Here is a 24,845-nt window from a genome sequence, read left to right as displayed (position 1 = left end):
CAACAACACCACAAACAAGAGCGCCCCCTCCCCGACCCGTGGGTCGGAAAGGGGGCGCCCTCAAAAGGCTCTGCTACAACCTCAGTTGTCGCCGTCCTCGTCGATCAGGAAGCCCCGCATCGGCGCCGGAGCCTGCTGCATCGGCTGCGGCGGCTGCGGTCGGACGGCCGCCATCGGCTGGGTCATCCCGGCCGGCTGCATCTGCGGCGCACCGCTGTTGCCACCGGTCGACTGCCCGCCGAAGCTCGGCGCCGGGGAGTTGCCGCCGAAGGCGCTGTTCCCGCCGAAGGACGGCGAGTTGCCACCGAAGGACGGCTGGTTGCCGCCGAAGCTCGGCGCGCCGCTGCTCATCGCACCGGCACCGGCCGGGGCCATCGACGAGGCCGCCGGCGGCAGCGACGCGGTGGCGGGGATCCGCGGCGGAGCGAGCGAGTCGTCGGCCTGCGACTCCAGCTGGCGCAGCTGGGTCTCCAGGTACGACTTCAGTCGCGTGCGGTACTCACGCTCGAACGCCCGCAGGTCTTCGACCTTGCGCTCCAGCGTGGCCCGCGCCGACTCCAGCGATCCCATCGCGACGCGGTGCTTCTCCTGCGCGTCCCGCTCCAGCGCGTCGGCCTTCGCACGGGCGTCGCGCTCCAGGCCCTCGGCCCGGCTGCGCGCCTCGCCGACGATCTTGTTGGCCTCGGAACGGGCCTCGGAGATCGCCTGGTCGGCGGTCTGCTGAGCGAGCGCCAGCACACGGGCGGCACTGTCGCCGCCGGGGCCCTGCTGCTGCATCGGGCCGCCCATGGGGCCGCCCATCTGCTGCGGGCCGCCCATGGGGCCGCCCATCGGCTGCATCTGCTGCTGGCCCATGCCCTGGCCCATCGGGTTGCCCATCTGCTGCGGGCCACCGGGACCGCCCATGGGCTGCAGCATCTGACCGCCCATCGGCTGGACCAGCTGCTGCTGGCCGCCCATGGTCTGGTTCATCTGCTGCTGCTGGCCGCCTGCGGGAAGCTGCGGCGCGGATCCGGCGGGCAGGCCGAGGGGCTGGTTGCCCATCTGCTGCTGCTGCTGCTGCGGGCCGGGGCCCATCTGCTGGGGACCACCCGGGCCCATCTGCTGCGGGCCGCCGGGGCCCATCTGCTGCGGACCCCCCGGACCCTGCTGGCCGGGGACCGGCGGGCCGGATATGGCGGCCGGCACCGGAGCGCCGCCCTGTCGGGGCGCGTCCTGCTGCGGCTCCTTGCGCAGGTTGGCCTGGTTCTGCGCGGCGGCACGAGTCGCGGCGGCCAGCTTGGCGCGCAGGTCCTCGTTCTCCCGGAGGAGGCGGGTCAGCTCCGCCTCGACCTCGTCGAGGAAGGCATCGACCTCGTCCTCGTCATAGCCTTCACGCAGGCGGACGGTCGTGAACTGCTTGTTCCGAACGTCCTCGGGGGTCAATGGCATCTCTTCACCTCAACGTGATCGTCGGCACACCGGCATCCTGTCGCATCGCTCACCTACGACTAGGGGTGCACAAGCGAGATCAGGACATACACAATGATCATCAGTACGAAGAAGGACAGGTCGAGCGCCACGCCCCCGAAACGCAACGGCGGAATGAGCCGCCGAAGAAGCTTGAGCGGCGGATCCGTGACAGTGTACGTGGCCTCCAGGACCAGGACCATGGCCTTGCCGGGCCGCCACGAACGCGCGAACTGGAAGACCCAGTCCATGACCAGCCGTACGAGCAGGAACACCAGGAAGACGGTCAGGGCGTAGTAGAGCACCGCCCACACGATGTCCATCGCGTATCCCTCTCCCCGGTCCCGATCCCTCGGGCCTGCCGCTCGTCACCTGTCGCCAACCACTGTTGATCAGATCCACACGTAAAGTCGTGGCCGGGTCAGCTCTGGTTGAAGAACCCACCCTCGGCGATCCGAGCCTTGTCCTCCGCCGTGACATCGACGTTAGCAGGCGACAGCAGGAACACCTTCTGTGTCACGCGCTCGATACTGCCGTGCAGACCGAAGACGAGTCCAGCCGCGAAGTCTACGAGGCGCTTCGCGTCGGTGTCGTCCATCTCGGTCAGATTCATGATCACGGGGGTCCCGCCACGGAACTGTTCCCCGATGGTACGGGCCTCGTTGTAGGTCCGGGGGTGCAGCGTGGTGATGCGGTAGGGCTCTCGTTCGTTCACGACCTTGGGCATGATCACCGGTGCGCTCTTCTCCAGGTTGTGGCGACGTTCGGGTGTGATGGACGACACGGGGGCCATCCTCGGAGTCTCCTGGCGGATCGGCACCGCCGCGGGCACCGGCTGCGGGGTGATCGAGGAGACCGGGGCGGGCGCGGCGGCCGCGGGAGCCGGGGCCGGCCGGGGGATGTCCTCGGTCCGCTGGCCCGTCCGGATCGGTTCGGGGTCCGCGTCGTAGTCGTCGTCGGGGTCGTACCCCTGGCCGTCGTACGTCTCGTCCTCCACGAGGCCGAGGTAGACCGCCATCTTGCGCATTGCGCCGGCCATGCTCCTGTCTCCTCCGCTCATAGCCACCTCGCTCGCGCTCGGTGGCGGCTTCGCGATGCGCACACCTTCTGATGGTCGCTTCGCTCGTTCCGTACGGACCGGCTCCGGCCCGGGCCGTACGGCCCCGCCTGCGGATTCCGCGGCCCCTCCACGACGGCGTGTCAGCCCGACGGCCGGTCAGATGCGTGGAGTGGGGGCCGCGGAGCTGCGATCCACGGTTCGCTAGCACTCCGAAGAGCTGCTAGATTCTGTCCTATTTTGTCCTGCTGTCTGATCTACTTACCCGGTGACGTTACCTGAGGGGTGACCTCACTCCGAGTACCGCCGTTCCGACGCGCACATGTGTCGCTCCGGCGGCAATCGCCTGCTCAAGGTCACCGCTCATGCCTGCGGAGACCATGGTGGCAGCCGGATGGGCCGCCCGTACGGCGGTTGCGATTTCCGCCAGCCGATCGAAGGCCCGGGCCGGGTCTCCGGCCAGCGGGCCGGCCAGCGGAGCGACGGTCATCACACCGTCCAGCCGCAGCCCGGGCGTGTCGGCGATCGCGTCGGCCAGTTGCGCGACGTCCTCCGGCGCGACCCCCGCCCGGTGCTCACCCTCCCCGTGCGCCTTGTCCAGCGCCACCTGCACCAGGCAGCCCAGCTCCGGGCGCTCCGCCTTGAGCACCGCCGCGGAGAGCGACTCGACCAGCCGGAGCCGGTCCACCGAGTGCACGTGGTTCGCGTAGCGGACGACCGAGCGGACCTTGTTGGTCTGCAGCTGGCCGACGAAGTGCCAGTCAAGAGGAAGGTTTCTGCACTGCTCCGCCTTGGGAGCGGCGTCCTGGTCCCGGTTCTCCGCGACGTCCGTCACCCCGAGACCGGCCAGCAGCGCGGTGTCCTCGGCGGGGTAGGTCTTGGTGACGACGACCAGGGTGACCTCGTCCCGTGCGCGCCCGGCGGCCGCGCACGCGTCCGCGATCCGGCGCTCGACCACGTCGAGGTTGGTGCCGAGTTCCTCGTACCGGACCCGCTGGCCCTCCGTCAGCGCCGCGGCGAACTCGGGGCTTCCCGGGAACGGTCCGTAGATGTCGTTCGTCATCAGTGATCAGAGCCCAACCAGACGTAGCTCGCGAGCCGGCCGGTGCGCTGCTCGCGGCGATAGGAGTAGTGATCGGCGGATTCAAGGGTGCAGACCGGTGACCTCACCAGCTCCTTGACCCCCACCGCGGCCAGCTGGGCCGCGACTCCCTCCGGCACGTCCAGCGCCGGAGTCCCCCAGGAGGTCTCGGCGAAGGCCTCCGGCACCACCGCGGCGACCTCGGCGCGCAGCTGCGCCGGCACCTCGTAGCAGCGGCCGCAGACCGCGGGCCCGGTGGCGGCGGTGATCCGCGAGGGCTCCGCGCCCAGTTCGACCATCGCCCGGACGGCCGCGGGCACCACCCCGGCCGCCAGCCCGGGCCGGCCCGCGTGGGCCGCGCCCACCACGCCCGCCACCGGATCGGCCAGCAGCACCGGAGTGCAGTCGGCCGTCAGCACCGCCAGTGCGAGCGGCCGGTCGGAGACCACCGCGTCCACCGTCGGGGCCTGACCGGGCGGCTGGCGCCCGGTCACCACGGCGACCTCGGCGCCGTGCACCTGGTTCATCCACACCACGTCGGCCGGGTCGAGACCCAGCTGCCGGGCGGCCAGCGCCCGGTTCTCCCGCACGGCCTCCGGGTCGTCCCCCACCGCGCCGCCGAGGTTGAGCTCCCCGTACGGCGAAGTGCTCACCCCGCCCCACCGGGAGGTGAAGGCGAAGTGAGCACCCGCGCGGATCGAGTGATCGATCACTTAAGGAAGTCCGGGACGTCGAGCTCCTCTGCCGGGCTCTCCACGAACGGCTGCCGGGCCGGCTGCACCTGCGGCGGCACCGGGGCGGCGGTCGTGGTGCTCGAGGTCTCGGCGGTCCGGCTCGACGACGCGGCCGAGGACTCGCCCTCCGAGCGGGACGTCACCGAGCCGATGCTCCCGTAGGACGGGCGGCCGGCCGGACGCTCCGGGGCGGCCGGCGGGGTGGCCGGGCGCTCCGGGGCGGTGGACTTGACCACCGGGTCGCGGACGATCGCCGGCGGCTGCCCGCCGTCGAAGCCGGCCGCGATGACGGTGACCCGGACCTCGTCGCCGAGCGCGTCGTCGATGACCGCACCGAAGATGATGTTCGCCTCGGGGTGGGCGGCCTCGCTGACCAGCTGGGCCGACTCGTTGATCTCGAACAGACCGAGGTCGGAGCCGCCCGAGATGGACAGCAGCACGCCGCGGGCACCGTCGATCGAGGCCTCCAGCAGCGGCGAGGAGATCGCCATCACGGCGGCGGCCTTGGCGCGGTCCTCACCGCGGGCCGAGCCGATGCCCATGAGCGCCGAACCGGCCTCCGACATCACGGACTTGACGTCGGCGAAGTCGAGGTTGATCAGACCCGGGGTGGTGATCAGGTCGGTGATGCCCTGGACACCGGAGAGCAGGACCTGGTCGGCCGAGCGGAAAGCGTCGAGCACGCTGACCTGGCGGTCCGAAATGGACAGCAGCCGGTCGTTGGGGATCACGATGAGGGTGTCGACCTCTTCGCGCAGGGAGGCGATTCCGTCCTCGGCCTGGTTGGCCCGGCGCCGTCCCTCGAAGGTGAACGGACGGGTGACCACGCCGATGGTCAGGGCGCCCAGGGAGCGCGCGATGTTGGCGACGACGGGCGCGCCGCCCGTGCCCGTGCCACCGCCCTCACCGGCGGTCACGAAGACCATGTCGGCCCCCTTGAGGACCTCCTCGATCTCCTCGCGGTGGTCCTCGGCGGCCTTCCGGCCGACCTCGGGGTTGGCGCCGGCGCCGAGGCCCCGGGTGAGTTCACGGCCCACATCGAGCTTGACGTCGGCGTCGCTCATCAGGAGGGCCTGCGCATCGGTGTTGATCGCGATGAACTCGACGCCCTTGAGACCGACCTCGATCATCCGGTTGATGGCGTTGACACCACCGCCGCCGATTCCGACGACCTTGATGACTGCGAGGTAGTTCTGCGGTGCTGCCACGTCGAAGGCCTCTCGCCTCGAATTTCCGGGTCGGCCCGACCCGGGGCGGGGCCGTACCGACGGATGTCGATGGGTAGGGAGCCTGGTTTCTGACTGAATGTCCGAAATGCCGACCGCCGACCCCAACCCTAAACTTGACCTTTAGGGTTAGTTCTGTGTCTCCGTCACATCACCAGGAAACACAGTCTGGTGACACAGGACACTAGGTGGCTCCGGGCACGCGTTTCAACGAACACGCCGAGCTTCCCTTTTTCTTTTGAGCCTATGTGATCATCGGCCGGCATAGGAAACCGGGGGTGACCACCAAGAGTCGGGCCGACACTTCAAGGCGTCAACCCCTCCCTCAGGCAGAGAACCTACCGGATCATCCCGACACCGCCGGCGCCTCCGGCGCCGTCACGTCGAAGTTCGTGCCCTTCTGGTTCATCAGTGCGACCAGCACCCTGGCCTTCCGGTCGATCTGCTCCGGACTCCCCCAGCGCACCGTCGCACCCCCGCTGAGCTGCAACTCGATGTCGTCGTAGGAGTGCACCAGCACCGAGCCGGCCCGCTTGGCGACCTCCGGGGGCAGCCCGGCGGCCACCGCCACCGCGCCCTGCACCAATTGCGGACGGGAGATCACCCCGTCCACGTCGTTCGCCTGCTGACTGAGTCGCAGCTCGACCACCGGAACGCCCTCCGGCGGAGCCGGTTCGGTGGCGAAGCTCACGCCCCCGGCATCCACCTGGGTGAACTGGCCGTCATCCCCCTTGACGGCGGCCACCGCCTTGCGCTGGACGACCTTCACCCGCAGGGTGTGCGGCCAGCCCCGCCACACCTCGGCCTCGGCCACCCGGGGGATCCCCTCCACCCGGTGCCGGACGTCGTCCAGGTCCACGCGCGCCAGCGGGCCGTCACCGAGCCCGCCGACCGCCGCGCGGACCTGGTCCGCCGTCAACTTGTCGTCGCTCATGCCCTGGACCGCGACGCTGCGCACGTCCAGGACCGAGGAGAGGAACACCAGCCAGGCCAGCACGCCGAGCACCGTGGCGCCGAGCACGCCCAGCACCACGATGCCCCGCCGGGAGAGCCGGAGGCGGGGAGCGGACTCCTCCACCTCCAGCTCCTTCTCCAACGGGTCGGCGAGCCGGCCGTCAGCCACGGCGGCGGCCGCCGCGGTGGGCCTGGATCGCCTCGTAGACCATGCCGACCAGCAGGTCGTCGGCGTCCCGGCGGCCGAACTCGGCGGCCGACCGGCTCATGTCCCACAGCCGCTGCGGGTCGGTGAGCACCGGCAGCACGTTCTGGAGCACCCAGTCCGGGGTCAGCTCGGCGTCGTCCACCAGCAGGCCGCCGCCGGCCTTGACCATCGGCTGGGCGTTCAGCCGCTGCTCGCCGTTGCCGATCGGCAGCGGGACGAAGGCGGCGGGCAGGCCGACGGCCGCCAGCTCGGCCACCGTCATGGCGCCGGCCCGGCAGAGCATCATGTCGGCGGCCGCGTAGGCCAGGTCCATCCGGTCCAGGTACGGCACCGGGCGGTACGGCGGCATCCCGGGGACGTCCGCCACCTGCGGCAGCTCGTTCTTCGGGCCGACCGCGTGCAGGATCTGCACCCCGTACTGCTGGAGCCGCGGCGCGATCGCGGTGATCGTCTCGTTGAGCCGGCGCGCGCCCTGGGAGCCGCCGGAGACCAGCAGGGTGGGCAGCCGCTGGTCGAGGCCGAAGTAGTGGCGGGCCTCGGGGCGGGCCGCGGCGCGGTCCAGGGTGGCGATGGTCCGGCGCAGCGGGATGCCGATGTACCGGGAGTCGCGCAGCTTGCTGTCCGGCGTGGAGACCGCCACGAAGTCGCTGTAGCGGGCGCCGATCTTGTTGGCCAGGCCCGGGCGGGCGTTCGCCTCGTGCACCACGATCGGCACGCCGGCCCGCTTGGCGGCCAGGTAGGCGGGCATCGCGACGTAGCCGCCGAAGCCGACCACGGCGTCCGCGTTGACCCGCTCGATGATCTCCTGGGCGGCCCGGACGGTGCCGCGCAGCCGGCCGGGGACGGTGATCAGCTCCGGGGTGGGCTTGCGGGGCAGCGGCACGGCCGGGATGAGCTCCAGCTGGTAGCCGCGCTCGGGGACCAGCCGGGTCTCCAGTCCGCGCTCGGTGCCCAGGGCGGTGATCCCGACGGACGGGTCGTGCCTGCGGAGGGCATCCGCGAGGGCCATGGCCGGCTCGATGTGACCGGCGGTCCCCCCGCCGGCGAGTACGACATGCACCGAAATTCACCGCTCCCTGCGTGCCGGCCCCGGGGCCGGGCGCGCTGTGGTTCGTCGTCGTGGCAGCACCCGGGCCAGTTGTCTCCTGATCCGGGAGTTCTTGCTCCGGGCGGCCAGGGCCGCCTTCGCGCCCGAGGTGCTGCGCGCCAGGCACAGCAGCACTCCGATCGCGGACATGGCCGACAGCATGGCGGAACCGCCGTAGGAGAACAGCGGGAGCGGGACGCCCGCGATGGGCAGCAGTCCCAGCGCCGACCCCAGGTTGATCATGGCCTGCGCCATGATCCAGGTGGTGGCGGCTCCCGCGGCGTACCTGACGAAGGGGTCCTTCGTACCGATGGCCACACGGATACCCGCGTAGCCTAGTGCCGAGAAGAGACCGAGGACCGACAGCGTCCCCACCAGACCGAGTTCCTCGCCGGTCGCGGCGAAGATGAAGTCGGTGTGCGCCTCGGGCAGCTGGCCCCATTTCTCCACGCCGGCGCCGAGGCCGGTGCCGAAGCCGCCGCCGTTGGCGAACGCGAAGACGCCGTGCAGGGCCTGGAAGCAGGCGCCCTCCGGGTCGAGCTTGGTGACGCCGATGCAGCTCAGCCGCTCGGCCCGGTGCGGCACGGTGACCACCAGGGCGGTGCAGACCACCACCGCCACCCCGAGGGTGGCCACGAACAGCCGCAGCGGCGCGCCGACCATCCAGAGCAGCGCGAACACCATGGCCACCAGGATCATCGAGGTGCCCATGTCGCCGCCGAACATGATCAGCGCGAGCAGCAGCAGGGCCCCCGGCACCAGTGGCACCAGCAGGTGCTTCCACGAGTTGAGGGTGCCCGCCTTCTGCTTGCGGGCGAGCAGGTCGGCGCCCCAGAGCACCAGCGCGAGCTTGGCGAACTCCGAGGGCTGGAACTGGAAGAAGCCGAAGTCCAGCCAGTTCTGGTTGCCGTTGATCCGCACCCCGATGCCGGGGATGGCCACCAGTGTGAGGGCGCCGATCACAGCGATCATCACCGGATAGGTGATCACCCGCAGCACCGCCACCGGGACGGACGCGAAGCCGATCAGCAGGACCAGGCCGAGGATGGCCGCGATCAACTGCTTGAGGAAGTAGTACTGCGCCGTGTGGTGCTGGTTCAGGGCGAGGATCTGCGAGGCCGAGAAGACCATCATCAGACCGAGCACGACCAGCAGCAGGGTGCTGCCGACGACCAGCAGGTACGGGGTGAGCGGCCGGTCCAGCCAGTACCGGACCCGGGCCCGGAAGGCCTGGACCCGGGCCAGTGGACCGGCCGACTTGTACTTGGTCGTGGTGGCGGAGATCACTCTCATCGGCTCGGCGGCGTCCCGCTTCTCAACGCCGGAATCCGCTCTGCCCTGCCCCGCCACCGCTCCCCGCTCACTGTTTCTCCGTCCGACGCCCGCGCCGGACCGCCTACTCGCCCGCCAGCTCCCGGACGGCCGCCGCGAAGAGGTCGCCGCGCTCGCCGTAGTTGGTGAACATGTCCATCGAGGCGCAGGCCGGTGCCAGCAGCACCGTGTCACCCGATCGGGCGAGCGACGCGGCCGTTCGAACGACCTCGGCCATCGCCACCGCGCCAGTCTGGCCCTCGGCCGCCTCGATCACCGGCACATCCGGAGCGTGTCGCTCCAGCGCCTCCCGGATCAGCGCGCGGTCCTCGCCGATCAGCACCACCCCGCGCAGCCGCTCGGCCGCGCCCTGCACCAGGTCGTCGAAGGTCGCGCCCTTGGCCAGGCCCCCGGCGATCCAGACGATCGGCCGGAAGGCGGCCAGCGAGGCGGCCGCCGCGTGGGTGTTGGTGGCCTTGGAGTCGTCGATGTACGCGACCTCGCGGACCACGCCGACCTCGGCGATCCGGTGGGCGTCCGGGCGGAAGGCCCGCAGGCCCTCCCGGACGGCCTTCGGGTCGACGCCGTACGACCGGGCCAGCGCCGCCGCGGCGAGCGCGTTGGCGATGTTGTGCGGGGCCGGCGGGTTGACGTCCTCGACGGCGCCCAGCTCGGCCGCGTTCTTGGCCCGGTCCTCGACGAAGGCCCGGTCCACCAGCAGCCCGTCCACCACGCCGAAGTTCGACGGACCGGGCGCGCCGAGACCGAAGCCGATCGCCCGGCAGCCCTCCTCGACGTCGGCCTCGCGGACCAGCGCCTCGGTGGCCGGGTCGGCCAGGTTGTACACGCAGGCGACGACGTTGCCCTCGTAGATCCGGCCCTTGTCGGCGGCGTACGCCTCCATCGAGCCGTGCCAGTCGAGGTGGTCGGGTGCCAGGTTGAGCACCGCCGCCGAGTACGGGCGCAGCGAGGGCGCCCAGTGCAGCTGGTAGCTGGAGAGCTCGACGGCGAGCACGTCGTACGGCTCCTCGGCGAGCACCGCGTCCAGCACCGAGACCCCGACGTTGCCGACCGCGGCGGTGCGCCGGCCGGCGGCGGTGAGGATCGAGGCGAGCATCTGGACGGTGGTGGTCTTGCCGTTGGTGCCGGTGACGGCCAGCCAGGGGGCGGGCTCGCCGGTGCCGGGCAGCGGCCTGCGCAGCCGCCAGGCCAGCTCGACGTCGCCCCAGACCGGCACGCCGGCCGCCTCGGCGGCGGCGAACAGCGGGCTGTCCGGCGCCCAGCCGGGCGAGGTGACGATCAGTTCGGTGCCCTCGGGCAGGCTCGCCCCGTCGCCGAGCCGCACGGTGACGCCCAGCGCCTCCAGCTCGGCGGCCCGGGCGGCCAGGCCGGGCCCGCTGCCGCCGTCCACCACGGTGACCCGGGCGCCGAGGCCGTGCAGGACGCGCGCGGCGCTGATGCCCGAGACGCCGAGCCCCGCGACGGCGACCGGCAGGCCGCCGAAGTCCGGGTTGGTCAGGTCGGGGTCGGTCATCCGGTCACCCATCCCGCGTAGAACAGTCCGAGGCCGACGGCGACGCACAGACCCTGGATGATCCAGAACCGGACCACGATCAGGACCTCGGTCCAGCCCTTGAGTTCGAAGTGGTGCTGCAGTGGCGCCATCTTGAAGACGCGCTTGCCGGTCATCCGGAAGGAGCCGACCTGGATGATCACCGAGAGGGTGATGATCACGTAGAGGCCGCCGAGCAGGGCGAGCAGCAGCTCGGTGCGGGAACAGATCGCCAGACCGGCCAGGGCGCCGCCGAGGGCGAGCGAGCCGGTGTCACCCATGAAGATCTTGGCGGGCGAGGTGTTCCACCACAGGAAGCCGAAGCAGGAGCCCATCAGGGCGGAGGCCACGACGGCGAGGTCCAGGGGGTCGCGGATGTCGTAGCAGTTGGCGGTCGCGGTGATGGCGTAGGCGCAGCTCTGGGTGTGCTCCCAGATGCCGATGAAGGTGTAGGCGCCGAAGACCATCACCGAGGCACCCGTGGCGAGGCCGTCCAGACCGTCCGTCAGGTTCACGCCGTTCGACATCGCGGCGATCATGAAGTACGCGAAGATGACGAACAGGACGGGGCCGATCGCCCACTTGAAGTCCCGGACGAAGGACAGGCTCTGGGACGCCGGGTTGAGCCCGCGGTCGTCCGGGAACTGCATCGCCAGGACGGCGAACCCGAGGCCGACGATCGACTGGCCGGCCAGCTTCGCCTTGGCCCGCAGGCCCAGCGAGCGGCGCTTGACCACCTTGATGTAGTCGTCCAGGAAGCCGACCAGGCCGAGACCCGCGGTCAGGAAGAGCACCAGCAGCCCGGAGGCCGTCGGGCTCTCGCCCGTTATCGCCTTCGTGGCGAAGTACGCGATCAGGGTCGCCAGGATGAAGGCGATGCCGCCCATGGTGGGCGTGCCCTTCTTGCTGTGGTGCGCCTTGGGGCCGTCGTCACGGATGTACTGGCCGTAGCCGTGCTTCGCCAGCACCTTGATCAGGGCCGGGGTGCCGAGCAGCGACAGGATGAGACCGATCATCCCGGAGAAAAGGATCTGCTTCATTATTCGGCCACACCGTCCGCCAGGAGGGCCTCGGCCACCTTCTCCAGCCCCACCGAACGGGAAGCCTTCACCAGGACCACATCCCCCGGCCGCAGCTGACTGCGCAGCAGCTCGACCGCCGCGTCCGCGTCGGACACCAGCACCGACTCCTCACCCCACGAACCTTCGTTCCTCGCGCCGAGTTCCATGCAGGCCGCCTCGCGTCCGCCGACCGCCACCAGCTTGGTGACGTCGAGCCGGACCGCGAGCCGCCCGATGGCGTCGTGCTCGGCCAGGCTCTCCTCGCCGAGCTCCCGCATCTCGCCGAGCACCGCCCAGGTGCGGCGGCGCTCCGGGCCCCGGCCGCCCATCGAGACGAGCGCCCGCAGCGCGGCCCGCATCGAGTCGGGGTTCGCGTTGTAGGCGTCGTTCACGACGGTGACACCGTCGGCCCGGTCGACAACCTCCATGCGCCAGCGGGACAGCGCACCCGCTTCGCCCAGGGCTGCCGCGGTGTCGTCGACGGACATCCCGAGCTCCACCGCCACCGCGGCGGCGGCGAGGGCGTTCGAGACGTGGTGCTCACCGTACAGGCGCAGCTGCACGGTCGCGGAACCGGCCGGGGTGGTGAGCGTGAAGGATGGCCGCCCGGTGGCGTCCAGGCGAACGTCGGTGGCCCGTACGTGGGCGTCCGGTGATTCCCCGAACAGGACCACCTTCGCCCTGGTGCGGGAGGCCATCGCGCGCACCAGCCGGTCGTCCGCGTTCAGGATCGCGGCACCGTCGGCGGGCAGCGACTCCACCAGTTCGCCCTTGGCCTCGGCGATCGCCTCCTGGGAGCCGAACTCGCCGACGTGGGCGGTGCCGACGTTGAGGACCAGGCCGATCCGGGGCGGGGTGATCGAGGTGAGGTACTCGATGTCGCCCTTGTGCCGGGCGCCCATCTCCATCACCAGGTGCCGGGTGCCGGCCTCGACCCGCAGCGCGGTCATCGGGTGGCCGATCTCGTTGTTGAGCGAGCCGGGCGGGTAGACCGTCTCGCCGTGGCGCTGGAGCAGCTGGGCGATCAGGTCCTTGGTGCTGGTCTTGCCGGCCGAGCCGGTCAGCGCGACCACGGCGGTGCCCTCGGCGCGGGCGACCACGGCGCGCGCCAGCCTGCCGAGCGCCTCCACCACACTGTCGACCAGGACGGCGGGCACGCCGACCGGGCGGGAGGCCAGCACCGCGACGGCGCCGTCCCCGACCGCCTTGGCCGCGTAGTCGTGGCCGTCCACGTACTCGCCGACGAAGGCCGCGAACAGGCCGCCGGGAACCACCTTCCGCGAGTCGACCTCGACCGGGCCGGTGACCAGGGCGTCCGGGTCGGCGCCGTCCAGCGTGCCTCCGACGGCGGCGGCCACCTCGGCGAGGGTCAGTGCGATCACTGCTGCTCTACTCCTCGGTCGCCCCGTACGGCCGCGGCCCGCGCGACGGACTCGCGCAGCACCTCCCGGTCGTCGAAGGGGCGGATCTCGTCTCGTACGTACTGGCCGAGCTCGTGGCCCTTGCCGGCCACCAGCACGGTGTCCCCCGCCTGGGCGCGGGCGACGGCGAGTGCGATCGCCTCGGCCCGGTCGGGGACGACCAGGACGGCCCCGCGCTCGGCCTCGGGCACCGCGGCGGCGCCGGTCAGCATGGTGGCGAGGATCGCCAACGGGTCCTCGCTGCGCGGGTTGTCGCTGGTCAGCAGGGCGGTGTCGGCCAGACGGGCGGCGATGGCACCCATCGGGCCGCGCTTGTGCGGATCCCGGTCGCCGCCGCAGCCGACCACGACGTGCAGCCGGCCCTCGGTGACCTGGCGCAGCGAGGCGAGGACGGCCTGGAGGGCGTCCGGCTTGTGGGCGTAGTCGACGACGGCGACGAACGCCTGTCCGGCGTCCACCCGCTCCAGCCGGCCGGGCACGCCGGGGACGGCGGCGACGCCGGCCACGGCCCGCTCCAGCGGCAGCCCGGCGGTGACCAGCACGGTGATCGCGGCGAGCGCGTTGGCGACGTTGAACGGGCCGGGCAGCGGGACGGAGGCATCGGCCTCGGCGCCGTCCGGGCCCAGCACCCTGAAGGTGGAGCCGACCGGCCCGAGTCGGACGTCCACGGCCCGCCAGTCGGCCCCGGCGGCGCCGGTGGCGGAGAAGGTGGTCACCGGGATCTCGGCCTCGGCGGCGAGCCGGCGGCCGTACTCGTCGTCCAGGTTGACCACGCCCCGGCGGGACTTGCCGGGCTGGAAGAGCCGGGCCTTCGCCTGGAAGTAGTCCTCCATGTCCGGGTGGAAGTCGAGGTGCTCGGGGGTCAGGTTGTTGAACAGCGCGACGTCGTACGCGACGCCGTCGGTGCGGCCGAAGACCAGGGCGTGGCTGGAGACCTCCATGGTCACCGCGTCGGCGCCGCGCTCGGCCATCACGCCGAGGATCGCGTGCAGGTCGGTGGCCTCGGGGGTGGTGCGCTCGCTCTTGATCCGCTCCTCGCCGACCCGCATCTCGACGGTGCCGATCACTCCCGGGCTGCGCCCGGCGCCGCGCAGGCCGCCCTCGACCAGGTAGGAGGTGGTGGTCTTGCCGTTGGTGCCGGTCAGCCCGAGCATCAGCAGCCGCCGGGAGGGGCGGCCGTAGACGATCGCGGCCAGCTCGCCCATGACGGCCCGCGGCCGGTCGACGACCAGCAGCGGCAGGCCGGTGGCGGCCGCCTGCTCGACGCCGGCCGGGTCGGTGAGCACCGCCACCGCGCCGGACTCCGCGGCCTTGGCCGCGAAGGCCGCGCCGTGGTGGTTGGCGCCCGGGAAGGCCACGTACACGTCGCCCGGGCGGACCGCGCGGGAGTCGTGGGTGACACCGCTGACGGCGCCGCCCTCGACGGGCGGCAGGCCCAGTTCGGCGGCCAGCTCGGCGAGCGGCAGGGCGGTGGTCCCGGTCGGGCGGGGCGGACTCACGGTGGTTTGATCGGGTTTCGGCACGGCGGGAAGGCTATCCGCCGAAGGGTGTCCAGGGCCAAACCGGCCCTTCGCCGCGCCGTGCTCCGGCCCGGCCGGTTCGTTGCTCATCGCTCGTTCACGGCTTCCAGTCGACGGTGAGGTTGGGCGCCTGGCTGCCGCTCGGCGGGACCTGCATGGTCTTCAGGGTGAACTCCATCACCTGCTTGAACACCGGGCCGCACAGCTGGCCGCCGAAGTGGCCGTTGACCGGGCCCTGGAGGGTGCAGGAGACGGTGTACCGGGGGGCGTCGGCGGGGGCGAAGCCGATGAAGGAGGCGGTGTAGCCGTCGTAGCCGACGCCGTTGGCGGCGCCCCGGTTGGCGGTGCCGGTCTTGCCCGCGACCCGGTAGCCGGAGATGGCGGCCTTGCCGCCGGTGCCCTGCTCGTCGTCGACGACCGACTCCAGCATGGAGGTGAGGGTCTTGGCCGTCTCCGGGCTGACCACCCGGGTCTGCTCCCCCGGCGCGCTCGGCGTGTACTTGCCGTTCGGGTCGGTGACGCCCTGGACGATGCTGGGCGCGACCCGCACCCCGCCGTTGGCGATGGTGGAGTAGACCGAGGTGGCCTGCAGCGCGTTCATCTGCAGCGGGCCCTGGCCGAAGGAGATGTTGTACTTCTCCGAGGCGACCAGGTCCTCCGGCTTCTTGAGCATCCCGGGGGTCTCCCCGGGGAAACCCAGGCCGGTCGGCCGGGCCACGCCGAACTTGCGCATGTAGCCGTCCAGCACCTGGTTGGCCTTCAGCTGGTCACCGTCGCCGAGGGTCTCGACCGCCTCGATGGTGCCGATGTTGGACGACTTGGCGAGCACCCCGGCCAGGGTCAGGTACCAGGGGTCGTGGTCGATGTCGTCCTTGAACTGCTGCCCGGCCCGGACCAGCCGGTTGGGCACGGTGACCTTGGTGTCCCAGGTCGCCTTGCCGGAGTCCAGCACGGCGGCCAGGCTCATCAGCTTGGCGGTGCTGCCCGGCTCGTACGCGTCGGCCAGGGCGGGGTTGCCCAGCTGCGCCTGCTTGGACAGGCTCAGGTCGTTCGGGTTGAAGCCGGGCGCGGTGGCCATCGCGAGGACCTGACCGGTCTTCACGTCCTGGACCACCACGTAGCCCTTCTCCGCGCCGGAGTTGGCCACCTGGTCGGTGATCGCCCGCTGGGCGGCCCACTGGATGTCCCGGTTGATGGTCAGCTTCACGTCGTCGCCCGGCACGGCCGGCTCCATCGAGCCCCCCGCGGTGGGCACCAGCCGCCCGCCCGACTGGGCGTAGCTGCTGTGGCCGTCCTTGCCGGCCAGCAGCTTCTGGTACTGGAGCTCCAGGCCGCCGGCGCCCTCGCCCTCGGCGTTGACGAAGCCGACCAGGTTGGCCGCCAGCCCGTCCGCGGGGTAGATCCGCTTCTGGGTCTCCCGGTTGAACACCCCGGCCAGCGGGTTGGCGCACTCGTTGTCCACCCGGGTGCGTCCGCCCTGGTCGGCGGGCTTGCCGAGCAGCCTCTTCTGGGCCTGGCAGGCCCGCGAGCCGGCCTGCTTCTCCAGGCCCGACTTGAGGTCGCTGATCTGCTTCTTGGCGGCCGGGGTCCGCTGGGCCGCGAGCCGCTTGTAACGGCTCTTGGGGGTGTGCAGGTCGGTGGCGATCTTCTCCTTGGGCACGCCGAGGATCGGCGACAGCAGCGCGGCCGCCTGCTCCGGCGCGTCCGGGATGCCGGTCGCCTCCGGGGTGAACATCGCCGGGTCGGCGGTGATGTCGTACGCGTCGACGGTGGCCGCCAGCGAGACCCCGTCGGAGGACGTTATCGAGCCGCGTTCGGCGGTGATCGGGATGTTCAGGTAGCGGTTGGTGTTGGCGTCGGCGGCCAGCGCGTCGGCGTCCACCAGCTGGAGCTGCACCAGGCGGCCCGCGAAGACGGAGAACACCAGCGACAGCACCACGCTGATCACCCGCAGCCGGCGCTTCGGCTCGGCCAGCTTGAGCGCCTTGGGGCGCAGCGACGGACGGCTCCGCGGGCGCACCGCCGCCTGGCTGCGGGCCGGCGGGCGTCCCTCGGGGCCGCGCTGCTGCGGCGCCCGCGGGGTACGGCCGACGGAGGCCGACCTGGCGGGCTGGGCCTTGGCCGACTGGCTGCGGGCGGGCTGGCCCTTCGCGGGCTGACCCTTGACCGGCTGGCCGCGGCCGGAGCCGGACTGCGCGCGCGGCGCGCCGCCGCGGGGCACCGGACGGCGGCCGTTGCCGCCGCCGGACCCGCCGGACCCACTGGTGGGCTGACGTGGAGTGCTCATGCGACCACCTCGCTGCGCTCGGCGGACGCTTCGCACCATTCGTACCTGTTGACGGTTCGCCCGTTCCGCCCGCTCACCGGCCGGCACCCCCGCTCGGCTTCGCGCCCGCGGCGGGCGGGACCGGGTTGAGCTGGATCACCGAGTCACCGGCGGACGCCGCCGGGGTCGGCGCCGGCGGTGGGGCGGCGGGCGACGGGGCGCCGCCCGGCTGCGGCGCGGCCGGCGACGGCCCGGCACCGGGCTGGGCGGCACTCGGCTGGGCCCTGGTCGGCCACGGCTCGGCCGTGGACCGCTTGACCGGCGGGCTGTCCTGCGCCGGGCCCGGGGTGCCGATCACCTTGCCGCCGTTCGGGACGTCCAGGAAAGCCATGCCGCCGGCCGGGACCATGCCGAGCTCGGCCGCGCGCCGCGACAGCGCGTCCGGGGCCGAGCTCTGGTCGATCTCGTGCTGGAGGCCCTGCTGCTCGTCGGTCGCCGTCGTGGTCTGCTTCTGCAGCCGGGACAGCTCGAAGGAGCCCTCGTTGAGCGCGGTGTTCAGCGTGAGCAGGCCGAGCAGCCCGGCCGCCAGCAGCACCACGATGAGCACCGCGAACGGCGTGCGCCGCCGCACCGGGCGCCTGCCCGGCCGGACCGTGATCCGTGCCCTGCCCTGCCTCGGGAGTCCTCCCCGCCCCGCCCGGACCTCACCGGCCACCGGCCCCACCGCTCTCCTCCGCCCTTCGGACCCGCCGGGACCGGTTCGTCAGCCCCGCTTGCTACGGTCCCTGATCCTCTCCGCCACCCGCAGCCGCACGGGCGCGGCACGCCGGTTCTCCTCGATCTCCTCCTCGGTGGCCAGCTCGGCACCGCGAGTGATCAGTTTGAGCCAGGGCTGGTGCTCCTCCGGGATGAACGGCAGGCCCGGCGGAGCGGTGCTGGTCGCACCGGCGGCGAAGCACTGCTTGACCAGGCGGTCCTCCAGCGACTGGTAGGACATCACCGCGATCCGGCCACCCACCGCGAGGACGTCCAGCGCGCCCGGGATCGCCCGGTCCAGGACCTCCAGCTCGCCGTTGACCTCGATCCGCAGCGCCTGGAACGTCCGCTTGGCCGGGTTCCCGCCGGTCCGACGGGTCGCCGCCGGGATGGCGTTGCGCACCAAATCGACCAGACGCGCGCTGTTGGTGAACGGTTCCTTCTCCCGCTCCCGCAGGATCACCGAGGCGATCTTCCCGGCGAACCGCTCCTCGCCGTACACCTTGAGGATCCGGGCCAGGTCGCCGTGGCTGTAGGTGTTCAGCACCTCCGCCGCGCTGATCCCCCGGGTCTGGTCCATCCGCATGTCCAGCGGCGCGTCCTGCGCGTACGCGAAGCCGCGCTCGGCCTCGTCCAGCTGCATCGAGGAGACGCCGAGGTCGAACAGGACGCCGTCCACCTCGTCGATGCCCAGGCGCTCCAGCACCTCGGGGATCTCGTCGTAGACGGCGTGCACCAAGGTGGCCCGGTCGCCGAACGGGGCCAGCCGCTCGCCGGACAGCTTCAGCGCCACCGGGTCGCGGTCCACCGCGACCAGCCGCACCTGCGGGAACTGGGTCAGCAGCGCCTCGCTGTGCCCGCCGAGGCCGAGGGTGGCGTCGACCACGACGGCGCCGGGGCGCGAGATCGCCGGGGCCAGGGCGTCCATGCACCGCTGGAGCATCACCGGAACGTGCTTGGGGCCCGGTTCGTTGGTGGTCATGCGCGGTGGCGCCCTTCCTCGGTGCGGAGCAGCCCGATGTCCGGGAGCTGCGACCATTCTCGCCCACCGTGCCCCGGCACGACGAAGCGGCCCGTGGTCCCCGCCCGCTCGAGGGGAAGATCGTGACCGCCCGGCACCGGGGAAGGTGCGCCAGGTGGACACGGAGCGGGAGGAGGCCACGGACCGCGTCGACCGGGCCGCACCGGCCGGGAAGGCCCGGTTGACGGGCCCCGGCGGGTGTGCTCCACTGCGCCGCAAACTCTATCGCGCGGGCCTTGCCAGTCAATGGTCCGCTCCGGCGCACCACCCGGGCGGCGGTACGGATCACCGCAGGTCGCGGGCGTGCGGGTGGACCGGTGGCGGCACGGATCGGGGGCCTTCGACGGCCGGCGCGCGCCCCCTCCCCGCCCCGCGTGCGGGTCACCCCGTACCAGCCCGGACGAACCCTCCGGTTGTGGCGATGCACCCGATCGCGGCGCCCGGTTCTGTAGCTCCCCGCCCCACCGCGCGCTCCTGATCCGCACTAACGTCGCCACCATGACAGTGACACCAGACCGGCCCTCGCCGAACGCCGCTGCCGCCCCTGCCAGACCCACCGTCATCGACCGCTTCGTCACGGCCAACCGCACCTACGCCGTGACCTTCCAGGACGGCGGGATGGACGCCCGCCCGGTGCAGAAGATCGCCGTGGTCGCCTGCATGGACGCCCGCCTCGACCTGTTCGCGGCGCTCGGCCTCGAACTCGGCGACGCGCACGTCATCCGCAACGCCGGAGGCGTCGTCACCGACGACACCATCCGCTCCCTGACCATCAGCCAGCGCGCCCTCGGCACCCGCTCGATCGCGCTGATCCACCACACCGGCTGCGGCCTGCTCGGGCTCACCGAGGACTTCCGCCGCGAGCTGGAGCTGGAGGTCGGCCAGCGCCCGCAGTGGGCGGTGGAGGCCTTCGTCGACCTGGACGGCGACGTCCGCCAGTCCATGCAGCGCGTCCGCACCTCTCCCTTCCTGCTGCACACCGACGACGTCCGCGGCTTCGTCTTCGACGTCCACACCGGCCTGCTGCGCGAGATCGACTGAGTTCTCCGTCCGCTCGTCCCCGGGCCCGCCGCAGCCGCCCGGAGACGAGCGGACGGGCCACTCGCGGTCCAGGCATTCGGGAACCGCCGAATGGTGACTTCTGGCCATCCCGCGGGGGAGAATGCGCCTGCCGGTCGGACCCCGAACCACCTGGGGCGGCCAGGCCGCAGGCCGCCTTTCCCGGCGCCGGTTCCTTGTTCGGAACCGCCCCCGGGACGGCCGCGTCAAGCATGGGGTGGGGCCCGGCCTCGGGACGGGGCGGGCACAGGGTGCCAGGGAGCGTAAACGGGTGACGAGCTACAACGATCAGGCCGGACTCGGCAGTCCTGCGGGGGGCGAGCAGCAGAGGGCGAACGGGTACCAGCCGGTCGGGCTCCCCGAGCTCGCCGCGGTCGTCGACCGCGTCCGCGCCAACGTCGAGAGCGTGATCGAGGGCAAGCCGGAGGCCGTCCGGATCGCCCTGACCGTCCTGCTCGCCGAGGGCCACCTGCTGCTGGAGGACGTGCCCGGCGTCGGCAAGACCATGCTGGCCAAGGCGCTCGCCCGCTCGCTCGACTGCACCGTGCGCCGCATCCAGTTCACGCCCGACCTGCTGCCCTCGGACGTCACCGGCACCAACATCTACGACCAGCAGCGGCACGACTTCGAGTTCCGCCCGGGCGCGATCTTCGCCCAGGTCGTGGTCGGCGACGAGATCAACCGCGCCTCGCCCAAGACCCAGTCCGCGCTGCTGGAGTCCATGGAGGAGCGCCAGGTCACCATCGACGGCACCAGCTACGAGCTGCCCTCGCCGTTCATGGTCGTGGCCACCCAGAACCCGGTCGAGATGGAGGGCACGTACCCGCTGCCGGAAGCCCAGCGCGACCGCTTCATGGCCCGGATCTCGATCGGCTACCCCAGCCCCGAGGCCGAGCTCGCGATGCTGGACGTGCACGCCGGCGCCAGCCCGCTGGAGGACCTCCAGCCGGTCGCGCACGCCTCCGACATCCTCAAGCTGATCGACCTGGTCCGCGGCGTGCACATCGCCGACCCGGTCCGCCGCTACGCCGTCGACCTCGTCGGCGCCACCCGCACCAGCCCGGAGCTGCGCCTGGGCGCCTCCCCGCGCGCCACCCTGCACCTGGTCCGGGCCGCCCGCGCCGCCGCCGCGCTGGACGGGCGCGACTACGTCACCCCGGACGACATCCAGCGCCTCGCCGTCCCGGTCCTGGCACACCGTCTGATGCCGACCGCCGAGACCCAGCTCAGCCGCCGCACCTCCGAGCAGATCGTGACCGACCTGGTCGCCCGGCTGCCGCTGCCGCGCCCGCAGGGCGGCCCGGCCGTCCGGAGGGGCTGAGGTGACCCAGTCCGACTCCGCTTCGGGACTGCGGGCCGGCTTCCGCGGTCTCACCACCCGGGGGCGGTCCTTCCTCGCCGCCGGGGTCACCGCGGTGGTCTGTTCCTACCTGCTCGACCAGAACGCCCTGCTGCGCGTCGGCGTCCTGCTCGCCGCCCTGCCGCTGGTCGCCGTGGTGGTGGTCGCCAACACCCGCTACCGGGTGGCCAGCGGACGCCGGCTCAGCCCGCGCCGGGCCGTCGCCGGCCAGGAGGCCCGGGTCCACCTGCGGGTCGACAACGTCTCCCGGGTGCCCACCGGCGTGCTGCTGCTGGAGGACAAGGTCCCGTACGTGCTCGGGCCGCGCCCGCGCTTCGTACTGGACCGGGTCGAGCCGCGCGGCAACCGCGAGGTCTCCTACCGGGTCCGCTCCGACCTGCGCGGCCGCTACCCGCTCGGGCCGCTCCAGCTGCGGCTGTCCGACCCGTTCGGGATGTGCGAGGTGACCCGCGCCTTCACCGCCTCCGACGTCCTCACCGTCGTCCCCCAGGTCCAGGCGCTGCCGTCGGTACGGCTCAGCGGCGAGTGGATCGGCCAGGGCGAGAGCCACAGCCGCACCCTGGCGCTGGCCGGCGACGACGACGTGATCCTGCGCGAGTACCGGCCCGGCGACGACCTGCGCCGGGTGCACTGGCGCTCCACCGCCCGGTACGGCGAGCTGATGATGCGCCGCGAGGAGCAGCCCCGGCAGGCCAGGGCCACCGTCGTGCTGGACACCCGGGAGATCGCCCACCGGGGCAGCGGCCCCGCCTCCTCCTTCGAGTGGGCGGTCGGCTGCGCCGCCTCGGTCTGCGCGCACCTGCTGGAGCGCGGCTACCAGACCCGGCTGCTCACCGACACCGGGCTGTCCGTGCCCGCGCCCGGAGCGGGCGGCGGCCACGGCAGCGCCGCCACCTCCGGGCTGATCCTGGACGCCCTCGCCGTCGCCGACCTGTCCGACGGCGGCACCCTCTCCCGCGCCGAGGATCCGCTGCGCGCCGGCGGCGAGGGCCTGCTGGTCGCCGTCCTCGGCGACCTGGACGACGCCCAGGCCACCCGGCTGGGCCGGCTGCGCAGCCGCGCCGGCGGGGCGATCGCCCTCCTGCTGGACACCGGCACCTGGGCCGGCCTGCGGATGCTCGCCCCGGACACCGGCGGCGACGACTTCCGCGCCCGGGTCCGGCAACTGCGCGAGTCCGGGTGGACGGTGATCCCGGTGCGGGCCGGGGACTCCGTACCGGACCTGTGGCGGGCCGCCGACGGCAGCAGGACGACCGCCCCCTACCGAGAAGAGGCCGGCGCGTGACCACCCGGGCCAAACTGACCGCGTACTCGGCGCTGGCCACCGCCCTCGCCTCGCTGTGCATGATGCCGCTGCTCACCACCCGCAGCTGGTTCACCCACGCCGTCCTGGTGATCGCCGTGATCTCCGCGGTCGGCGCGGGCCTGCGCCGCTCCCCGCTGTACCGCTGGACGGTGCCGGTCGGGCAGCTGCTGGTGCTGCTCCTCCTGCTGCTGCTCGGCTTCGCGGGCGCCGGCGGGGTACTGCCCGGGCCGGCCACGATACGGGTCCTGGACCAGGTCCTCAGCTCCGGCCTGGACGACATACAGCAGTACGCCATCCCGGCTCCGCCCACCGCCGGACTGCGGCTGATCCTGGTCTCGGCGATCGGCCTGATCGCCGTCGCGGTGGACACCGTCGCGGTGACCTACCGGCGCTCGGCGCTGGCCGGGCTGCCGCTGCTGGCCCTGTACTCGGTCGGCAACGGCCTGGCCGGGGAGCACGGCAGCTGGGTCTGGTTCGCCGTCGCCGCGGCCGGCTACCTGCTGCTGCTGTTCGCCGAGGGCCAGGACCGGGTCTCCCGCTGGGGCCGGGTCTTCTACGGCGGCGCGCGCGGCTCGGTGGAGTCCGGCCGGGTCAGCCCGGGCGGCCGGCAGGTCGGCGTGCTGGCGCTGGCGGTGGCGCTGCTGCTGCCGGTGGTCCTGCCGCACTGGAGCTCCGGGCTGCTGAACTCCGGCTCCGGCGGGTCGAAGGGCAAGGGCGTCGGCGGGAGCCTGTCGACCAGCCTCGACCCGATGGTCAGCCTGGAGGCCGCGGTCACCAGGCCGACCGACGCGGAGCTGCTGACCTACACCCTGGACAGCTCGCTGGCCGATCAGACCTATCTGCGGACCGGCTCGCTCGACCAGTTCGACGGCACCAACTGGAAGCTCGCCAGCCCCACGGTCACCGACCTCCCGGCGACGCTGCCGACCCCCGAGGGCCTGCGCGACGCCCAGCTCCCCCGGATCGACGTCGACGTCAAGGTCGGCGACCATCTGGAGGGCAGCTGGCTGCCGATGCCCTACCCGGCCGTCTCCGTCCAGGTCCCCAAGCCCGGCGACTGGAAGCTCGACCCGCTGACCCGCACCGTCCTGCCGGCCAACGACAAGGCGATCCGCAATCTGAGCTACCACGTCAGCGCCCTGGACCTGCGGCCCACCGCCAACGACCTGCGCCTCGCGGCCACCGCGCCGCAGGACATCAGGGAGCACTACACCGCCCTCCCGGCCGACCTGCCGCCGGTGGTCGCCGAGAAGGCCAGGGCCGTCACCGCCGGCGCCCGGAACGACTACGACCGGGCGACGGCGCTGGTCAACTGGTTCACCGGGCCGGACTTCACGTACGACACCGCGGTCAACGGCGGCACCGGCAGCGACGCCATCGCCGTCTTCCTGCGCGACCGCCGCGGCTTCTGCGTGCACTTCGCCTCCACCATGGCGGCGATGGCCCGGGTGCTGAAGATCCCGGCCCGGGTGGCCGTCGGCTTCACCCCCGGCGACAACAAGGGCGGCAACGTCTACTCGGTGACCGGCCGGATGTACCACGCCTGGCCCGAGCTGTACTTCTCGGGCTACGGCTGGCTGCGCTTCGAGCCGACCCCCAGCCGCGGCGTCCCGGCCCGCTACACCGAGGGGTCCAGCGCCCCGACCAGCGCGCCGACCCAGCAGGCGACCGCCGCCCCGCAGAGCGCCCCGGCCGCCCCCGCGCCGACCTCCAGCTCGGACTGCACCCCCAAGCAGCGCCAGCTGGGCGAGTGCGACACCAAGGGCAAGGCCGTCGCCACGGCCGCCGAGGAGTCCTGGCTGCTCTCCCCGCAGGTGCTCGGCACCCTGGCCGCGGTGCTCGTGCTGATCGCACTGCTGCTCGCCCCGATGCTCTGGCGCACCGCCGTGCGCCGCCGCCGACTGGGCGGCGGGGGCCGGCGCGGGCCCGGCGGGAGCGGGCCGGCGGAGCTGACCGACGCCCAGGTGCTGGCCGCCTGGGACGAGCTGATCGACTCCGCCTGGGACCTCGGAATTCCCCCGGACGAGTCACGCACCCCGCGTTCGGCGGCCCGCCGGATCACCGAGAAGGCGCAGCTGGACGCGGACTCCTCGGCCGCCACCGGCCGGCTGGCGCTGGCCACCGAGCGGGTGCTCTACGCCCCGCCCGGACGGCCCACCACGGAGCCGCTGGCCTCCGACGTCCGCACCGTCCGGCGCGGGCTGCGGGCGAGCGCCGGCCGGGCCGGGCGGACCAGGGCGCTGCTGCTGCCGCCGTCCTCGGCCCAGCTGTGGTGGCGGATCTCCGACGCGGTGCGGGCGGCCCGGGCGGCGGTCGGCACCCGGGTCGGCCGGGCGGTCGAGGCGGTCCGCGCGCCGGTGCGGCGGGTCTTCACCCGGCGCAAGCGGTCCACGCCGGAATCGTGACGCCGGAGTCC

At 72.7% G+C, this 24,845-nt stretch carries 20 protein-coding genes; 4 read left to right on the top strand and 16 right to left on the bottom strand.

All coding sequences use genetic code 11. The features are described 5' to 3' along the window. Positions 1-81: 81 nt before the first annotated feature. The 16 genes from ACWGJO_RS34245 to rsmH all read right to left on the bottom strand — a co-directional run bounded on the left by ACWGJO_RS34245 (position 82) and on the right by rsmH (position 18,665). Positions 82-1,431 carry a DivIVA domain-containing protein gene (locus ACWGJO_RS34245; RefSeq protein ID WP_452189657.1) on the bottom strand — a complete coding sequence of 450 codons (1,350 nt, stop codon included), beginning with the start codon at positions 1,429-1,431 and terminating at the stop codon, positions 82-84. A gap of 59 nt (positions 1,432-1,490) precedes the next feature. Further along, a complete protein-coding gene (locus ACWGJO_RS34240; RefSeq protein ID WP_030060143.1) occupies positions 1,491-1,772 on the bottom strand; it encodes a YggT family protein in 282 nt (93 codons plus the stop codon). 98 nt (positions 1,773-1,870) lie between these two features. Beyond that, complete coding sequence (locus ACWGJO_RS34235) at positions 1,871-2,488, bottom strand: cell division protein SepF (RefSeq protein ID WP_224276937.1); 618 nt, start codon at positions 2,486-2,488, stop codon at positions 1,871-1,873. A gap of 292 nt (positions 2,489-2,780) precedes the next feature. After that, positions 2,781-3,569, bottom strand: coding sequence for a YggS family pyridoxal phosphate-dependent enzyme (locus ACWGJO_RS34230; protein ID WP_452189656.1), 789 nt, complete (start codon positions 3,567-3,569; stop codon positions 2,781-2,783). Beyond that, positions 3,569-4,300, bottom strand: coding sequence for a peptidoglycan editing factor PgeF (gene pgeF / locus ACWGJO_RS34225; RefSeq protein WP_380551098.1), 732 nt, complete (start codon positions 4,298-4,300; stop codon positions 3,569-3,571). The genes ACWGJO_RS34230 and pgeF overlap by 1 nt, the downstream gene beginning before the upstream one ends. Further along, a complete protein-coding gene (ftsZ, locus tag ACWGJO_RS34220) occupies positions 4,297-5,529 on the bottom strand; it encodes a cell division protein FtsZ (RefSeq protein WP_452189655.1) in 1,233 nt (410 codons plus the stop codon). The genes pgeF and ftsZ overlap by 4 nt, the downstream gene beginning before the upstream one ends. Positions 5,530-5,893: 364 nt before the next feature. Next, positions 5,894-6,670 carry a cell division protein FtsQ/DivIB gene (locus ACWGJO_RS34215; protein ID WP_452189654.1) on the bottom strand — a complete coding sequence of 259 codons (777 nt, stop codon included), beginning with the start codon at positions 6,668-6,670 and terminating at the stop codon, positions 5,894-5,896. Beyond that, positions 6,663-7,769, bottom strand: coding sequence for an undecaprenyldiphospho-muramoylpentapeptide beta-N-acetylglucosaminyltransferase (murG, locus tag ACWGJO_RS34210; RefSeq protein ID WP_359912813.1), 1,107 nt, complete (start codon positions 7,767-7,769; stop codon positions 6,663-6,665). Before murG ends, ACWGJO_RS34215 begins: the two co-directional genes overlap by 8 nt. Positions 7,770-7,775: 6 nt before the next feature. Then, positions 7,776-9,089: a putative lipid II flippase FtsW gene (gene ftsW / locus ACWGJO_RS34205; protein ID WP_359912816.1), complete on the bottom strand. Its 1,314-nt coding sequence runs from the start codon at positions 9,087-9,089 to the stop codon at positions 7,776-7,778. Positions 9,090-9,192: 103 nt separating this feature from the next. Next, positions 9,193-10,641, bottom strand: coding sequence for a UDP-N-acetylmuramoyl-L-alanine--D-glutamate ligase (gene murD, locus ACWGJO_RS34200; RefSeq protein WP_452189653.1), 1,449 nt, complete (start codon positions 10,639-10,641; stop codon positions 9,193-9,195). Continuing rightward, positions 10,638-11,699, bottom strand: a complete 1,062-nt coding sequence (gene mraY / locus ACWGJO_RS34195; protein WP_359827635.1) for a phospho-N-acetylmuramoyl-pentapeptide-transferase — start codon at positions 11,697-11,699, stop codon at positions 10,638-10,640. The genes murD and mraY overlap by 4 nt, the downstream gene beginning before the upstream one ends. Then, positions 11,699-13,102, bottom strand: coding sequence for a UDP-N-acetylmuramoyl-tripeptide--D-alanyl-D-alanine ligase (locus ACWGJO_RS34190; protein ID WP_452189652.1), 1,404 nt, complete (start codon positions 13,100-13,102; stop codon positions 11,699-11,701). Before ACWGJO_RS34190 ends, mraY begins: the two co-directional genes overlap by 1 nt. Further along, on the bottom strand, positions 13,099-14,751 hold the full coding sequence (locus tag ACWGJO_RS34185; RefSeq protein WP_452189651.1) for a UDP-N-acetylmuramoyl-L-alanyl-D-glutamate--2,6-diaminopimelate ligase: 1,653 nt from the start codon (positions 14,749-14,751) through the stop codon (positions 13,099-13,101). Before ACWGJO_RS34185 ends, ACWGJO_RS34190 begins: the two co-directional genes overlap by 4 nt. 7 nt (positions 14,752-14,758) lie before the next feature. After that, the gene (locus ACWGJO_RS34180; protein WP_452189650.1) at positions 14,759-16,948 is read right to left on the bottom strand and encodes a penicillin-binding transpeptidase domain-containing protein; all 2,190 of its coding nucleotides are present in this window, start codon (positions 16,946-16,948) and stop codon (positions 14,759-14,761) included. A 73-nt stretch (positions 16,949-17,021) separates the two neighbouring features. Continuing rightward, entirely contained in the window at positions 17,022-17,558 is a 537-nt protein-coding gene (locus ACWGJO_RS34175) for a cell division protein FtsL (protein WP_387729413.1), read from the bottom strand. 132 nt (positions 17,559-17,690) lie between these two features. Next, positions 17,691-18,665: a 16S rRNA (cytosine(1402)-N(4))-methyltransferase RsmH gene (gene rsmH, locus ACWGJO_RS34170; RefSeq protein WP_387729416.1), complete on the bottom strand. Its 975-nt coding sequence runs from the start codon at positions 18,663-18,665 to the stop codon at positions 17,691-17,693. A gap of 537 nt (positions 18,666-19,202) precedes the next feature. On the opposite strand from rsmH, the gene ACWGJO_RS34165 reads away from it, so the two are divergent. The 4 genes from ACWGJO_RS34165 (at position 19,203) to ACWGJO_RS34150 (ending at position 24,834) form a co-directional block, all read left to right on the top strand. Further along, complete coding sequence (locus tag ACWGJO_RS34165) at positions 19,203-19,745, top strand: beta-class carbonic anhydrase (RefSeq protein WP_224283459.1); 543 nt, start codon at positions 19,203-19,205, stop codon at positions 19,743-19,745. A gap of 289 nt (positions 19,746-20,034) precedes the next feature. Beyond that, positions 20,035-21,084 (top strand): AAA family ATPase, encoded by a 1,050-nt coding sequence (locus tag ACWGJO_RS34160; RefSeq protein WP_380357231.1) that lies wholly within the window; start codon positions 20,035-20,037, stop codon positions 21,082-21,084. A gap of 1 nt (position 21,085) precedes the next feature. Continuing rightward, the gene (locus ACWGJO_RS34155; RefSeq protein WP_452189649.1) at positions 21,086-22,408 is read left to right on the top strand and encodes a DUF58 domain-containing protein; all 1,323 of its coding nucleotides are present in this window, start codon (positions 21,086-21,088) and stop codon (positions 22,406-22,408) included. After that, positions 22,405-24,834 (top strand): transglutaminase TgpA family protein, encoded by a 2,430-nt coding sequence (locus ACWGJO_RS34150; protein WP_452189648.1) that lies wholly within the window; start codon positions 22,405-22,407, stop codon positions 24,832-24,834. Before ACWGJO_RS34155 ends, ACWGJO_RS34150 begins: the two co-directional genes overlap by 4 nt. The last annotated feature ends 11 nt before the right edge of the window (positions 24,835-24,845 follow it).

It is taken from the genome of Kitasatospora sp. NPDC054795 (assembly GCF_053611565.1).
This window is presented reverse-complemented; position numbering and strand designations above follow the sequence as displayed.

What these genes read in the sequence shown, in the direction of transcription:
- ACWGJO_RS34245 (WP_452189657.1), bottom strand. Translation starts at nt 1,431, where the DNA reads ATGCCATTGACCCCCGAGGACGTTCGGAACAAGCAGTTCACGACCGTC.
- ACWGJO_RS34240 (WP_030060143.1), bottom strand. Translation starts at nt 1,772, where the DNA reads ATGGACATCGTGTGGGCGGTGCTCTACTACGCCCTGACCGTCTTCCTG.
- ACWGJO_RS34235 (WP_224276937.1), bottom strand. Translation starts at nt 2,488, where the DNA reads ATGGCCGGCGCAATGCGCAAGATGGCGGTCTACCTCGGCCTCGTGGAG.
- ACWGJO_RS34230 (WP_452189656.1), bottom strand. Translation starts at nt 3,569, where the DNA reads ATGACGAACGACATCTACGGACCGTTCCCGGGAAGCCCCGAGTTCGCC.
- ftsW (WP_359912816.1), bottom strand. Translation starts at nt 9,089, where the DNA reads ATGAGAGTGATCTCCGCCACCACGACCAAGTACAAGTCGGCCGGTCCA.
- murD (WP_452189653.1), bottom strand. Translation starts at nt 10,641, where the DNA reads ATGACCGACCCCGACCTGACCAACCCGGACTTCGGCGGCCTGCCGGTC.
- mraY (WP_359827635.1), bottom strand. Translation starts at nt 11,699, where the DNA reads ATGAAGCAGATCCTTTTCTCCGGGATGATCGGTCTCATCCTGTCGCTG.
- ACWGJO_RS34185 (WP_452189651.1), bottom strand. Translation starts at nt 14,751, where the DNA reads ATGAGCAACGAACCGGCCGGGCCGGAGCACGGCGCGGCGAAGGGCCGG.
- ACWGJO_RS34180 (WP_452189650.1), bottom strand. Translation starts at nt 16,948, where the DNA reads ATGAGCACTCCACGTCAGCCCACCAGTGGGTCCGGCGGGTCCGGCGGC.
- rsmH (WP_387729416.1), bottom strand. Translation starts at nt 18,665, where the DNA reads ATGACCACCAACGAACCGGGCCCCAAGCACGTTCCGGTGATGCTCCAG.
- ACWGJO_RS34165 (WP_224283459.1), top strand. Translation starts at nt 19,203, where the DNA reads ATGACAGTGACACCAGACCGGCCCTCGCCGAACGCCGCTGCCGCCCCT.